This window comes from Acidobacteriota bacterium (genome assembly GCA_016716715.1).
Taxonomy (GTDB): Bacteria; Acidobacteriota; Thermoanaerobaculia; order UBA5066; family UBA5066; genus Fen-183.
In genome coordinates, this window is sequence record JADJVE010000006.1 from 140,738 (window position 1) to 154,514 (window position 13,777).

A 13,777-nucleotide genomic window follows, 5' to 3' on the forward strand; every position below is an offset into this window, starting at 1 on the left:
GGCCGCGTGCGGCTCGCCCTCGGCCAGATCGATACGACCATCGGGGACTTCGCGGGCAACGCCGCGAAGATCGAGGCGGTTCTGGCGCGCGCCGAGGAGGCCGGCGCCGACCTCGCCGCCGTCCCCGAGCTCGCGCTCTGCGGCTACCCGCCGCGCGACCTCCTCGAGCGCCCGTCATTCCAGCGCGAGGCCGCGCGGGCTCTCGCCGCGCTCGCGAAGAGGACGAAGGGCACCGCGCTCCTCGTCGGCACGTTCGTCCCGAATCGCAAGAAGACGGGCAAGCCGTTCCACAACGTCGCCGCCCTCCTCCACCGCGGGCGCGTGCGCATCCTCGCGAAGAAGACTCTTCTCCCGACGTACGACGTCTTCGACGAGGGGCGCTGGTTCGAGCCGGGCGCCGGTTGCGCCGTCGTTCCCTTCCGCGGCGAGAGGCTCGGACTGCCGGTCTGCGAGGACCTCTGGAACGACAAGGACTTCTGGCGCGCGCGCCGCCTCTACCACGAGGATCCGGGCGAGGCGCTCGTCCGGCGCGGGGCGACGCTCATCGTCTCGATCTCCGCATCGCCGTTCTCCGAAGGCAAGGCACGGCTGCGCCGCCGGATGCTCGCGCGTTACGCCCGGGACGGCCGCGTGAGCGTCGCGTATCTGAACCTCGTCGGCGGCAACGACGAGCTCGTCTTCGACGGAGGGTCGATGGTGCTCGACGACCGCGGCCGCGTCGGCGCGCGCGCGGCGCTCTTCGAGGAGGACCTCCTCGTCGCGGACGTCGTGCGCGCAGCGGACGGCCGCGCGCGGGTCGTCCCCGTGTCGGGCGGCGTTCCGGCGGACTCCGGCGACGACGCCGGGGGCGAGCCGCTCGAATCCCTCCGCCGCGCGCTCGTCCTCGGGATCCGCGACTACGCGTGGAAGTGCGGGTTCCGGAAGGCCGTCCTCGGCCTTTCGGGCGGGATCGACTCGGCGCTCGTCGCGGCGCTCGCCGTCGACGCGCTCGGGAAGGAGAACGTCACGGGTCTCGGGATGCCTTCTCCGTATTCGTCGGAGGGCTCGGTCGCGGACGCGCGCGCGCTCGCCGGGAACCTCGGAATCCGCTTCGAGGTGCTGCCGATCGGGAGGCTCTTCGAGGACGCCAGGGCCGCGCTCCAACCCGTGTTCGCGGGGCGCCCCGAGGACGTCGCGGAGGAGAACGTCCAGTCGCGCCTCCGCGGGCTTCTCGTGATGGGTTTCTCGAACAAGCGGGGCGCGCTCGTCCTGACGACCGGGAACAAGAGCGAGCTCGCCGTCGGCTACTGCACGCTCTACGGCGACATGTGCGGCGGCCTCGCGCCGATCTCGGACCTCCCGAAGATGCGCGTCTACGCGCTCGCGCGGCATCTCAACGCGCGCGCCGGCCGCGACCTCATTCCGCTCGCCTCGCTCGAGAAACCGCCCTCCGCCGAGCTTCGGCCCGGCCAGACGGACCAGGACTCGCTGCCGCCGTACCCCGTCCTCGACGCGATCCTCGAGGGGCTCGTGGAGCGCAACCTCACGCTCGACGCGACCGCGCGCGCCACCGGCGCCCCGCGCGCGCTCGTGGAGCGGATCGCGCGGATGATGGATCTCTCCGAGTACAAGCGCCGGCAAGCCGCGCCGGGCCTGAAGGTCTCGGCGAAGGCGTTCGGCACCGGGCGCCGCGTGCCGATCGCCCAGAGGTCGCCGCTTTGAGCTCCGCGGCAGCGGGAGAGCCGACGTATCCCTGGAAGGAGATTCCGGGGTCGTCGCACGTCATCCTCCTCGAAAGGGTGCTGGCACGGGGAAGGGGCCTTGCGGTTCTCGACCTCGGGTTCGGGGCCGGCCACTTCGGGGAGCGCATTCGTCCGGCGTGTCGCTACCTCGCGGGCATCGAGCTCGACCCGCGCGCGGCCGCGGAAGGCGCCCGGTTCTTCGACGACGCCGTAACGGGCGACATCTTCGAAGGAATCTCGACGCCCTGGAAGGAGCCGTTCGACGTCATCGTCGCGGGCGACGTCCTCGAGCATCTCCCCCGCCCTGGCGAACTCCTCTCGGCGCTCAAGCCGCTGCTGAAATCCGACGGAACGCTCCTCGTCTCGCTCCCGAACGTCGCAAACGTCACGGTGCGCGCCGCGCTCCTCGCGGGCCGCTTCCCGTACGCGGATCGCGGGATCCTCGACCGCACGCACGTGCGCTTCTACACGCGCGCCTCGGCCCGCGGCCTCCTCGAGGGCTCGGGGCTGCGGATCGGCTGGGAGACGGCGACCGCGATGCCCGTCGAGCTCGCGCTCCCGGCGCTCGGGACGCCTCCGCTTGCCGGGCCCGTCCGCGCCGGCGCGCGCCTCCTCGCGGCCGCCTGGCCGACTCTCTTCGGATACCAGTTCGTCTTCGAGGCGGCCCCCGCGTGAGCGCCGGCGCCCTCGACACCCGGACACGGCGGGAGGCCGCGCCGTCGCGCAGCGCCGTCGACCTCACGATCGTGATCCCCGCGTACAACGAGGAGGCTCGGCTGCCCGCCTCCCTCGGCACGATCGCGGCATACCTCTCGGCCCGGGCTTCCGCGCCGCGGATCGAGGTCCTCGTCGTGGACGACGGTTCCTCCGACGCGACGGGACCGCGCGCCGAGGAGGCCGCGCGGCGGCACGCCCTTCCCCTGCGCCTCCTGCGCCTCGCGGAGAACCGCGGCAAGGGCGCCGCGGTGCGCGCGGGCTGCCTCGAGGCGGCCGGCGCGCTCGTCCTCGTGTCGGACGCCGACTTCTCGACGCCGGTCTACGAGTGGGAGAAGCTCGCCGCGTCCGGCGCACCCGTCGCGATCGGCTCGCGCGCCCTCGACGAGGCGCTCGTCAAGGAGAAGCAGCCCTTCTTCCGGCAGGCCATGGGCAAGCTCTTCAACCGGCTCGTCCGTCTCGTCGCCGTGCCGGGCATCCACGACACGCAGTGCGGCTTCAAGCTCTTCACGCGCGAGGCCGCGCGCGAGATCTTCTCGCGCGCGAAGGTGGACCGCTTCGCGTACGACGTCGAGGCGCTCCTCCTCGCGCGGCAGCTCGGGTACGCGATCGCCGAGGTGCCCGTCCTCTGGTTCAACTCGGCCGACTCGCGCGTGACGCTCCTCGGCGGCGCCCAGGCGTACTGGGACGTCCTCCGGATCCGCTTCACGACGCGCGCGCGGCGCGTCAGCTGAGGCGCCTGAGGAGCGGCAGGGCCGCGAGCGCGAGGAGCGCCGCAAGCGCGAGGCGTCCGGCGCCGCCGACCGCCGGGACGTCCGGCACGGACATGTCGAGGCCCGGGTCCGGCCCCGCCGCGTAGGCCGCGAGGATCGCCGGTGAGGCCGACCCGCACGCGCCGTCCAGCAGCAGGACGTCGTACGCCCCTGCCGCCGGCGCGGCCCCTACGGGCGCGTGCGTGAAGAGCGCCGAGGGCCCTCCCGGCAGCGTCGTCGAGAGCACCGCCGTCCCGCCGAACGGCGCCCCCACCGCCCAGGTCCCATTCGGGACGAGCGCGAGGCACGCCTCAAGCCCCGCGACAGGAACCTGTCCCGACGCATGGATCGTCCCGCCTGGCGCCGGCTTCGGCCCGTCGATCCCGACGGCCCCGCCAGGCGGCAGCGGCGTCCGCGTCGACGTCGGCGTGACCGTCGGCGTCGCCGTGGACGTGAAGGTCGACGTCGCGGTCGACGTGGGCGTCGGGGTCGCGGTCGGGGTCGCGGTCGGAGTCGCGGGTCGGAGTCGGCGTCGGCGTCGGCGTCGGTGTCGGCGTCGGCGTCGGCGTTGGCGTGGACGTCGCCGTGAACGTGGACGTCGCCGTGAACGTGGACGTCGCCGTGAAGGTGAGCGTCGGTGTCGGTGTCGGCGTCCGCGTGGGCGTCACCGTCACGGTTGGCGTGCGTGTGAACGTCGGCGTGATCGTGAGTGTCGGCGTTCTCGTCGACGTGCGCGTCGGCGTAGGGGTCGGCGTCACGCAGATCGCCGTCGCCGTCGCGACGATCGCATTGCCCGCGTCGCGGATGTTCACCGTGATGGTCCCGGAGAGGCCGTTGATGGTGAGGACGAGGTTCTGCCCCGCGTTGAGTTTGAAGGTGCCGTTCGTCAGGAACACGCCGTTCTGGAGGATCTCCCACGTCCAGTTCACCGTCATGCTGCCGCCGACGTTCGTGATCGTGAAGGAGGAATTCAGCGCGTTGTCGCACGTTCCGGTGACCGTGACGTTCGGCGGCACGGGCGTCGGCGTGAAGGTCCGCGTCGGGGTCGGGGTCGGCGTCACGCAGATCGCCGTCGCCGTCGCGACGATCGCATTGCCCGCGTCGCGGATGTTTACCGCAATGGTCCCGGAGAGGCCGTTGATGGTGAGGACGAGGTTCTGCCCCGCGTTGAGTTTGAAGGTGCCGTTCGTCAGGAACACGCCGTTCTGGAGGATCTCCCACGTCCAGTTCACCGTCATGCTGCCGCCGACGTTCGTGATCGTGAAGGAGGAATTCAGCGCGTTGTCGCACGTTCCGGTGACCATGACGTTCGGCGGCACCGGAGTGGGCGTGGGGGTCTGGCCGCTCGCGCGGGTCGCCGGGAGAAACGCGGCGGCCAGCGCTCCCGCCAGGAGCAGGATTTTCGGCGCCCGCGTCACGAGACCGCGGACTCTACCTCAGAGTCCGTAGAGCGGAAACGCCGACGTGAGCTCGCGCACCTTCGCCTTCACGCGCGCCTGAACGGCGGCGTCCTCGGGCACGGCGAGGACCTCGGCGATGAGCCCGCCGATCGCCTTCATCTCACCCTCGCCCATGCCCCGCGTCGTGACGGCCGGCGTCCCGATGCGCAGGCCCGACGTCACCATGGGCGGGTTCGGGTCGAACGGGATCGCGTTCTTGTTCACGGTGATCCCGGCGGCGTCCAGCGCCTTCTCCGCGACCTTGCCCGTGAGGTTCTTCTTCCCCACGTCCACGAGGAAGAGGTGGTTGTCCGTCCCGCCCGACACGAGGCGGAAACCCTCCGCGGCAACGCTCGCCGCGAGGGCCTTCGCGTTCGCGACGACCTGCCGCTGGTAGGCCGCGAACTCGGGCGTCGCCGCCTCGCGGAGCGCGACGGCTTTCCCGGCGATGACGTGCTCGAGCGGCCCGCCCTGGATTCCCGGGAAGACGGCCTTGTCGACTTCCTTCGCCCACTCCGGCGTGCAGAGGATCAGGCCCGCACGCGGGCCGCGGAGCGTCTTGTGCGTCGTCGTCGTCACGAAGTGCGCGTGGCCCACCGGAGAGGGATGGACGCCTGCCGCAACGAGGCCGGCGATGTGCGCCATGTCGACCATGAGGAGCGCGCCGACGGAATCCGCGATCGCGCGGAAGCGCGGGAAGTCGAGCGTGCGCGGATAGGCGGAGGCGCCCGCGATGATGAGTTTCGGCTTTTCGGCCGCCGCCGTCGCCGCGAAGGCGTCCCAGTCGATCGTTTCGGTGTCCTTCGAGACGCCGTAGGAGACGACGCGATAGAGCTTGCCGGAGATCGACAGCGGGTGGCCGTGCGTGAGGTGCCCGCCGTGCGCGAGCGACATCCCGAGGATCGTGTCGCCGGGCTTGAGACACGCGATGTAGACGGCGGTGTTCGCCTGCGAGCCCGCGTGCGGCTGGACGTTCGCGTGGATCGCATCCGGGTTGCCCGGGGAGAACAGGGCCTTCGCGCGTGCGATCGCGAGGGACTCGGCCTCGTCCACGTGGACGCAGCCGCCGTAGTAGCGCTTGCCCGGGTAGCCCTCGGCGTACTTGTTCGTGAGCGTGGAGCCGACGGCCTCCATGACGGCCCGCGACGTGAAGTTCTCCGAGGCGATGAGCTCGATCCCCTCGTTCTGGCGCGCCGTCTCGGCGGCGACGATGCGGGCGATCTCGGGATCGGCCTCGGCGAGGGAGCGGTTCAGGAGCGAGGCGGGGCGGACGGCGGTCGACATGGGGTCCTCCGGAAACGCGATCTTACGGCGCGCCGGGCGCGTGGCGCGGGTACGCCGAGAACATCGAGTCGTACTCCGAGAGCGCGTAGCTGTCGGTCATGCCCGCGAGGTGGTCCGCGATGGAACGCAGGAAGAGCGGCTTTCTGAGGTAGTTCCCCGCGATCTCGGCATCCAGCCGCTTGAGCGGAACGTCCCGGAGGTAGGTCACGCCCGCGAGGTCGCGGTAGCGCAGGAGGACGTAGTCGGGCAGGAGGCGCGGGTTCCGGTACCACGCCGCGAAGAGCGCCGCCACGACGAGCTGGGCGCGCCCGTCGTGCTGCGCGACTCGGTGGCTGTGGATGATGTGCTGGTAAATGAACTCCTTGAGCTCCTCGTAGAAGCGCTGCCCCGCCTTCGACGGCGCGACGAGCGAGCCCGGGAGCTTCCGCCGCTGCGCGTAGAAGTCGTCGGGCGTCTTCACGGACTTCGCCTCGAGCCACTTCCCGATCGCCGTCCGGGAGGACGTGATGAGGTCCGTGACGAGGAGGTGGATCATCCCGCGGATCAGCATCCCCTGACGCACGGCCTTGTCCGTCGCGCCCGTCCACGCGGGCCCGAGGGCCTCGACGACGGCCTTCGAGATGGCGAGCCCGAGGACTTTTTCGAAGTCCACGAGCTTCAGACCGTCCTCGAGATCGTGCGCCTGCTGCGCGTACTCGTCGGCCCATGCGACGGCCTGGCCTTCGAGGTGGCCGCCCGAGGAGAGGTTCAGCCCTTCGGCGTCCACGTCGGGGAACGGGAAATCCCGCCGCCACGTCGTGTGTTTGAGGATCCCTTCGCGCGTGTCGTTCGTGAGGTTCAGGCCCGGGTGTTCGTAGCGTTTCTCGAGGACGTCGACGACGCGCACGGCCTGGTAGTTGTGCTTGAACGCGCCGACCTGCGCCGCGAGCTTCGCGTCGAGCGGGAACGAGGGCTCGGTGCCCGTGAGAATGCGGTTCAGGACCTTCTCGCCCGAGTGGCCGAACGGCGTGTGCCCGAGGTCGTGCCCGAGCGCGCAGGCCTCGGCGAGGTCCTCGTTCAGGCCGAGGGCCCGTGCGACCGTCCGCGCGACCTGCGTGACCTCGAGCGTGTGCGTGAGCCGCGTGCGGTAGTGGTCCCCCTCGAACGGGATGAAGACCTGTGTCTTGTGCTTGAGCCGGCGGAACGCGCGCGAGTGGATGATCCGGTCGCGGTCCCGCTGGTACTCCGTCCGGTAGTCGTAGGTCTTGCCTTCCTCGGCGACCGGGTAGCGGCGCACGGCGCGCGAGGCGCGCGAGGCGTAGACGGCAAGGCGCGCGTCTTCCAGCGCCTCGAGGGCCTTCTTGTCGTAGGCGGGGACGAGGCTCTTCGCCGGGCTTTCCGTCACGCGTCCGATCTTAGCCTCCGGCCGGCGCGCTCTTCTGAAGATCCAACTCCACGGCGGCCTCGTCCTCTCTCGGCGTGGAGTACTGGGAGTAGGGATCCGGCCGGCGCGGAGTCCATTCGATCGTGGCCCGCCAGCCCCTCTCGACGATCACGCCGTCGCAGCGGAAAAGCGGCACGCGAGCTCCGCGACGCCCGAGATAGGCCGGAAAGGCATAGCAGGACATCACGGGTGGGCCATCGCGAAAGCCCCACGGCACGTTCTTCAGGAAGAGCGCGGGCGCATCGGCCTTCGCCTCGGCCTGAGCCATGACCGACCGCGAAAGACGCGCGGCCTCGCGCCACCGGCCGCCCGCGGAACTGCCGCTCGCAAGAGATCCAAGCACGAAACCCGCGACGAGAACGACGGCCGCTGCACGGGCGGCCCGAGCGGCGATCGGAGAATCGCGCAGCGCCGCCGGCGTCTCGAGAGCGGCGGCCACCCCGATTCCGAAGAGGATCGCCGCCGGGAGCGAAGGCATGTACAGGAGACGGCCTCCACCGGCTCCTCCCGGCACGAACGGCATCCAGATCACGAGACCGAGAAACGCCCCGGATGCGAGACAGAAGCCGGCGCCCGCGAGCGCTCCCGCCGACCAGAGTCCGGAAATGATCCCGGCCACGCCCAGGAAACCTGAAACGCGGACGAGAGAGCAGACCGCGGAAGGTGCCTCGAAGTACGGCGCGGCGGCGAACCCCTTTGCGAAGGCGCCGATGTGCTCCAGGAGCGGCGCACCGCGGAAGAGCGCCACCGCCTCGCCGTAGTGCGTGGAAGTCAAGGGCATGACGCGGGACCTCACGACAAGGAAGACCAGCGTCGCCAGTGCCAAGGAGCCGACCGCGATCCCAACCCCGGCGCGACTCCCACATCGCGGCCGGCGACGCCTCTCCATCGCCAGGACGGGGAGCAACGCGAGCAACCCGACCGCGGGTTCCTTCGCAAGCAAGGCCAGGAAGAAGAACGTGACGGCGATCAAGGCGAGAGCAAAGCGCAAGCCACACCTGGTTTCCGACCTCAACGCCCCCGCCCAGGCAAGCAGGGAGAGCAGGACTCCCGTTGCACACAGCGCGTCGAACCGACAGGCGGGCCATACGCGAACCTCGATCGTGGCCGGAAACAGGAGAAAGAACGTCGCGGCGAGCCCGGAAACGAGCGCCGTTTCACCGAATGCAAGCAGAACGCGCCAGAGGAGGGCAGCGTTGAGCAGGAAGAGGAGCGCGGTCACCACCACGTACCCGGCCGGCCATTCCCAACCGAAGAACCGAAATTCGGCCCACAACGAGCCGAAGGCAACCGGCCGAAACGTGCTCACCATCGTCTGCCTGAAGACGTCGGCGAAGACATGCCGCTGACAGAGGTCGAGATGCGCGAAGTCGTCGTAGACGAAGAACGCGTCCCGGAGGGCCGGGGCCCAGACGGTCGCACCGAGCAGGAGCGCGGACCCCGCGAAGAGGACGAGCCCCGGGTTCCTTCGCACAGGCGATTCTAGCCGCGGAGCGCGAGCACCTCTCCGGCGAGATAGAGCGAGCCCGCGACGAGGATCGGCCCGTCGCCGCCCGCGGCCTCGAGGCGCGCGAGTCCTTCCGCCACGGACGGCGCCGTCTCGAGGTCCGGCCGGCCGAGCCGCTCGGCGAGGCGGCGCGCGTCCTCGGCCCGCGGCGAGGCCGGGGCCACGAGAACGATCCGGCGTGCGCGCGCGGCGAGCGGCGCGAAGACCGCCGTGAGGTCCTTGTCGGCCATCCCGCCGAAGAGGAGGTCGACCGTGCCCGAAAGGCCGGCCGCGTCGAGGTGCGCCGCGAGCGCGAGGGCGCCCGGCGGGTTGTGCGCGCCATCCACGAGCAGCGGCCGCCGGCCCGAACTTTCGATCCGCTCGAGCCGCCCGCGCCAGCGCGTCGCCCCGAGTCCGCGCGCGATCGCCGCGTCGTCGAGCGGCGCGACCGCGCGCGCGGCGGCCACCGCGAGGGAGACGTTGCCGAGCTGGTGCGCGCCCGCGAGCGGGGAGAGGCCCTCCCAGTGCGGCGCGGGCGGGATTTCGACGAGGCGCGCGCCGATCCGCCGGGCCTCCGCGTGGAGAACGGCGCGCGGCCCGTCCTCCGTGCCCTCCGCCCCGACGAGCGCGGGCTGGCCCCTGCGGAAGATGCCGGCCTTCTCGCGCGCCACGTCCTCGAGCGCGGGCCCGAGGACGTCGAGGTGGTCGGCGGAAACGTTCGTCACGACGGAAACTTCGGGCTCGAGGACGTTCGTCGCGTCGAGCCGCCCGCCGATCCCGACCTCGACGACGGCGACCGAAACGCGCGCCCGCCTGAAAAGCTCGAACGCGGCGACCGTCATCGCCTCGAAGTACGTCGGCCCCCTGTCGCCGGGCGCCGAGACGGAGGCGACGAGAGAGAGGGCGGAGTCGAGCGCCGCGAAGGAGACGTCCCGATCCAGAAGGCGCACGCGCTCCGTGACGGACACGAGGTGCGGCGACGTGTAGAGGCCGCACGGCACGCCCGCGGCCGTGAGGATCGCGGAGACGGAGGCGGCGGTGGAGCCTTTTCCGTTCGTTCCTCCGATGAGGATCGAGGAAAAGGAAAATTCGGGATTTCCCAGAAATGAAAGAAGGGAGCGGGTGCGCCAGAGCCCGGGTCGAATGCGCTGCGGGCCGAGGGCGTCCAGCCACGCCAGCCCCGGAGAAGCGACGACGGCGCTCAAGTCCCGGGCCCCATTAACCTTCTAAGAAAATCCGAGTCCGAATCTTCTTCTCCCGGTCCCGGCCATCAGCTCGTCTGGAGCAGCCGCAGCACGCGCGCGAGCGTCGCGCGCATCTCGGGGCGCGGGACGACGAGGTCGACGAAGCCGTGGTCCTGCAGGAACTCCGCGCGCTGGAAGCCCTCGGGCAGCGTCTGGCGGATCGTCTGCTCGATGACGCGCGGGCCCGCGAAGCCGATGAGCGCCTTCGGCTCGGCCATGTTCACGTCGCCGAGCATCGCGAAGGACGCCGTGACGCCGCCCGTCGTCGGGTCCGTCAGGACGGAGACGTACGGGATCCGCGCGGCGGAGAGCCGCGCGAGCGCCGCGGAGACCTTGCCCATCTGCATGAGCGAAAGGATCCCCTCCTGCATGCGCGCGCCGCCCGAAGCGCTCACGATCACGTAGGCCTTGCGCTCCTTGAGCGCGAGCTCGGCGCAGCGCGTGAGCACCTCACCCACGACCGAGCCCATCGAGCCGCCCATGAACGCGTAGTCGAGGACGGCGACGACCGCCGGGACGCCGTCGATCTCGCCCTGCGCGGCCTGGATCGCGTCCGGCCGCCCCGTCTTCGCCTCGCTGTCCCGCAGGCGGTCGCGGTAGCGCTTGCCGTCCTTGAACTTCAGCGGGTCGATCGGGCGCACGCCCTCGAAGAGCAGCTGGGCGCCGTCGCCGAGGAGGAGCCTGATCCGCTCGGCTGCCGGCATCCGGAAGTGGAACCCGCACTTCGGGCAGACGCGCACGTTCCGCTCCAGCTCCTTGAGATAGAGCGTCTCGCGGCAGCCCTCGCACTTGAGGAACAGCCCCTCGCCGAGCGAGGCCGCGGTCTTGGGGTCACGCGGGGCGCGCGGGCCCTTGTCCTTGCGAAACCACATGGGTGAACGACGATCTTACCGCGCCGTGCGTGGCCCGAACGAGACGAGAGGTTTGCCGCCGGGGCCGGGGCTCACGCACGCCGAGACGGCGAAGAGCTCCGAGAGGAGCCGGTCCGTGAGCGTGGCGCCGACCGGACCCTCGGCGAGGACCCGCCCTCCCGCGAGGAGGACGGCGTCGTCCGCTCCCTCGGAGGCGACGTCGATCTCGTGCGTCGAGAAGAGGACGCTCCCGCCCGCGGCGGCGCGGCGGCGCATCGCGTCGAGGACGAGGAAACGGTGGCGCGGGTCGAGGTTCGCGGTCGGCTCGTCGAGGAGAAGAACGTCCGGGGCGCCCGCGAGGACGCGGGCAAGGAGCACGCGCTGGCGCTCGCCGCCCGACATGGCGCGGATGTCCGCGTCCGCGAGCGCGGTCGCGTCCATCTCGAGGAGCGCGGAGGCGGCCGCCTCGCGGTCCGCGAGACCCGGCGCTCCGAACGCTCCGAGGTGCGGGGTGCGGCCGAGAAGAACGAGGTCGCGCGCCCGCATCGGGAAGAGAGGCTCGAAGCCCTGCGGAAGGTAGCCGATCGCGCAAGCCGCTTCCTTGCGCGGCACGGACGCGAGGCTCCGCCCGCCGAGGAGGACTACTCCGGCCCTTGGCTTCAGGACGCCGGCAAGGACTTTGAGGAGCGTGGACTTGCCCGAGCCGTTCTCGCCGAGGAGCACCGTGACGCGCCCGGGCGCGAGGCCGAGCGAGACGCACTCGAGAACGGCCTTCCCGCCGTACCCGGCCGAGAGGCCGCGCGCCTCGAGCCGCGGCGTCACGGGCGGGCCCTCAGGAGGACGAGAAACGCGGGCGCGCCGAGCAGGGCCGTCACGGCTCCGACGGAAATCTCGGCCGGCGCGAACAGGGACCGCGAGAGGGCGTCGGCCGCGACGAGAAGGGCCGCGCCTCCGAGGAACGACAGGACGAGGAGCGCGCGGTGTCCGGGCGCGAGCCGGCGCACGGCGTGCGGGACGAGGAGGCCGACGAAGCCGATGATCCCCGTCGTCGCGACCGCGGCGGCGGCGAGGAGCGAGGCCGCGAGGTACGCGATGCGCTTCACCGTCTCGACCCGGACGCCGAGCGTCGCGGCCGTCTCCTCGCCGAGCGCGAGCGCGTCGAACGCGCGGGCGAGTGGCAGGAGGAGGGCGAGGCCGAGCGCCGCATAGACGGCCAGCGCCTTCACGGCGCCCGGCGTCGCGCCCGCGAGCGAGCCGAGCATCCAGAACACGAACGACTGCGTGCGCGCCGCGTCGCCGAAGGACAGAAGGAAGAGGAGGACCGCGGACGCGAGCGCGTTCACGACGACGCCGGAGAGGAGGAGGCGCCCCCGGTCCAGCCGCCCGCCGACGGACGCGCCGGCGCCCACGACGAGGACCGCCACGAGGGCGCCGAGGAAGCCCGCGAGCGGGAGCGCGAACGAGCTTCCCCACGCGCCGCGCGCGCCGAGGCCGAGGAGAGCGCCGAGGAGCGTGCCGCAGGCCGCGCCGCCCGAGACGCCGAGGAGGTAGGGGTCGGCGAGTGGGTTTCCGAGGAGCGCCTGCAGAGCCGCGCCCGAGACCGCGAGCGCGCCGCCCACGAGCGCGCCCAGAAGCGCGCGCGGAAGCCGCAGCTCGCGCACGATCGTCACGGCCTGCGCGTCGCCGGAGCCGAAGAGAGCGTTCCAGACCTCTCCGGGCGAGAGCCGCACGCTCCCGAAGAGGAGCGAAGTTCCGACGAGGGCGAAGAGGGCGACGAGGAGAACCGCCGCCGCCCACGCGGAGCGGCCGGACGGGGCCGGCGTCACGGCGCGCTCCCGAGAGCCGCGAGCGCTTCGAGCGCGTCCACGAGGCGCGGTCCCGGCCGCTCGAGGAGGTCTCCGGGCAGCGTCGCGACGCGCCCGTCCCTCACCGCGGGCACCACGCGGAACGCGCCGCCCTGAAGCGCCGCGCCGAACGCCTCCGCGTTCTCGGCGGTGGCGGGCCGGACGACGAGGTCCGGATTCCACGCGGCGAGCGTCTCGAGCGAGACGCGCGGCCAGTCGCCTGCGGCCGCCGGCACCGCGTTCGTGAATCCGGCGCGCGCGAGCACGTCGCCCACGAACGTCGCCCGGCCCGCGACGACCGGCGGGTCGGGCCACACGAGGACGAGGGCGGTCTTCCCGCGGTGCGCGCGCCCGCGCGCCTCGGCGGCCGCGATGCGGCCCTTCAGCGACCCGACGAGCGCCGCGGCCTTTTCCGGCTCGCCGATGGCCGCGCCGACGCGCGTGACGTCGTCGAGCACGCCGTCGAGCGAAGTCCCGGAGGTCACGAGCACGTTGAGCCCCACCGCCGTGAGTTTCTCCCAGGCGGCGCGGTCGGTCCCGTCCCGCGAGACGACGACGAGGTCCGGCGCCAGCTGCACGACGCGCTCGAGGTCCGGGGCGAAGCCGCCGAGCCGCGCCTTGCCCGCGGCGCCGGGCAGGTCGCGGGCGAAGTCGCTGACGCCCACCACGCGCGGCGCCGCGCCGAGAGCGAAGAGGATCTCCGCCGCCGAAGGGGCGAGCGCGACGATGCGCCGGGGCGGAGCGGGAGTCGGGACCGGGGCGGCGAGGAGCGCCGCCAACAGGAGGAGCCGGAGGCTCAGGATTCCTCGGCTTCCTCGAGGTCGTTCGGGACGCCCAGCCTCAGGCACGCCGCGGCGTACATCTGGCGCGCGGCCTTCTGGGCGTTCTGCAGGTCGGCCAGCCGTTCCTTGACCTTGGAGAGCTCGGCCTGGATGTCGCCCTCGAGCTGGTCGATCTCGGCCTTCGTGACCGACCGCGTGTGCTCGTAGAACTTCTTTTGCTCTTCGGAAAGGCTCATG

General features: G+C 71.9%; 14 protein-coding genes. 3 read left to right on the top strand and 11 right to left on the bottom strand.

All coding sequences use genetic code 11. The features are described from left to right. Positions 1–6: 6 nt before the first annotated feature. From IPL89_11200 to IPL89_11210, 3 genes are read left to right on the top strand one after another with little or no spacing between them, the layout of a single operon-like run. Positions 7–1,701, top strand: a complete 1,695-nt coding sequence (locus IPL89_11200) for an NAD+ synthase (protein ID MBK9063744.1) — start codon at positions 7–9, stop codon at positions 1,699–1,701. After that, positions 1,698–2,396, top strand: a complete 699-nt coding sequence (locus IPL89_11205; protein MBK9063745.1) for a class I SAM-dependent methyltransferase — start codon at positions 1,698–1,700, stop codon at positions 2,394–2,396. Before IPL89_11200 ends, IPL89_11205 begins: the two co-directional genes overlap by 4 nt. Next, the gene (locus IPL89_11210) at positions 2,393–3,169 is read left to right on the top strand and encodes a glycosyltransferase family 2 protein (GenBank protein ID MBK9063746.1); all 777 of its coding nucleotides are present in this window, start codon (positions 2,393–2,395) and stop codon (positions 3,167–3,169) included. The genes IPL89_11205 and IPL89_11210 overlap by 4 nt, the downstream gene beginning before the upstream one ends. Here the strand turns inward: IPL89_11210 and IPL89_11215 are convergent. The 11 genes from IPL89_11215 to IPL89_11265 all read right to left on the bottom strand — a co-directional run bounded on the left by IPL89_11215 (position 3,162) and on the right by IPL89_11265 (position 13,776). Continuing rightward, the gene (locus tag IPL89_11215) at positions 3,162–3,461 is read right to left on the bottom strand and encodes a hypothetical protein (GenBank protein ID MBK9063747.1); all 300 of its coding nucleotides are present in this window, start codon (positions 3,459–3,461) and stop codon (positions 3,162–3,164) included. The genes IPL89_11210 and IPL89_11215 overlap by 8 nt on opposite strands. Positions 3,462–3,498: 37 nt before the next feature. Then, positions 3,499–4,605 (bottom strand): hypothetical protein, encoded by a 1,107-nt coding sequence (locus IPL89_11220; GenBank protein MBK9063748.1) that lies wholly within the window; start codon positions 4,603–4,605, stop codon positions 3,499–3,501. A gap of 18 nt (positions 4,606–4,623) precedes the next feature. After that, the gene (locus IPL89_11225; GenBank protein MBK9063749.1) at positions 4,624–5,910 is read right to left on the bottom strand and encodes a serine hydroxymethyltransferase; all 1,287 of its coding nucleotides are present in this window, start codon (positions 5,908–5,910) and stop codon (positions 4,624–4,626) included. A 22-nt stretch (positions 5,911–5,932) separates the two neighbouring features. After that, entirely contained in the window at positions 5,933–7,294 is a 1,362-nt protein-coding gene (gene dgt / locus IPL89_11230) for a dNTP triphosphohydrolase (protein ID MBK9063750.1), read from the bottom strand. Positions 7,295–7,304: 10 nt separating this feature from the next. After that, entirely contained in the window at positions 7,305–8,807 is a 1,503-nt protein-coding gene (locus IPL89_11235; GenBank protein ID MBK9063751.1) for a hypothetical protein, read from the bottom strand. A gap of 8 nt (positions 8,808–8,815) precedes the next feature. Then, the gene (locus IPL89_11240) at positions 8,816–10,024 is read right to left on the bottom strand and encodes a bifunctional folylpolyglutamate synthase/dihydrofolate synthase (protein MBK9063752.1); all 1,209 of its coding nucleotides are present in this window, start codon (positions 10,022–10,024) and stop codon (positions 8,816–8,818) included. 65 nt (positions 10,025–10,089) lie between these two features. Then, a complete protein-coding gene (locus IPL89_11245) occupies positions 10,090–10,935 on the bottom strand; it encodes an acetyl-CoA carboxylase carboxyltransferase subunit beta (protein ID MBK9063753.1) in 846 nt (281 codons plus the stop codon). A 15-nt stretch (positions 10,936–10,950) separates the two neighbouring features. Then, positions 10,951–11,736: an ABC transporter ATP-binding protein gene (locus tag IPL89_11250; protein MBK9063754.1), complete on the bottom strand. Its 786-nt coding sequence runs from the start codon at positions 11,734–11,736 to the stop codon at positions 10,951–10,953. Next, entirely contained in the window at positions 11,733–12,740 is a 1,008-nt protein-coding gene (locus IPL89_11255) for an iron ABC transporter permease (protein MBK9063755.1), read from the bottom strand. Before IPL89_11255 ends, IPL89_11250 begins: the two co-directional genes overlap by 4 nt. Further along, entirely contained in the window at positions 12,737–13,537 is an 801-nt protein-coding gene (locus tag IPL89_11260) for an ABC transporter substrate-binding protein (GenBank protein MBK9063756.1), read from the bottom strand. The genes IPL89_11255 and IPL89_11260 overlap by 4 nt, the downstream gene beginning before the upstream one ends. 17 nt (positions 13,538–13,554) lie before the next feature. Continuing rightward, positions 13,555–13,776: a hypothetical protein gene (locus tag IPL89_11265; GenBank protein ID MBK9063757.1), complete on the bottom strand. Its 222-nt coding sequence runs from the start codon at positions 13,774–13,776 to the stop codon at positions 13,555–13,557. Position 13,777: the final 1 nt, after the last annotated feature.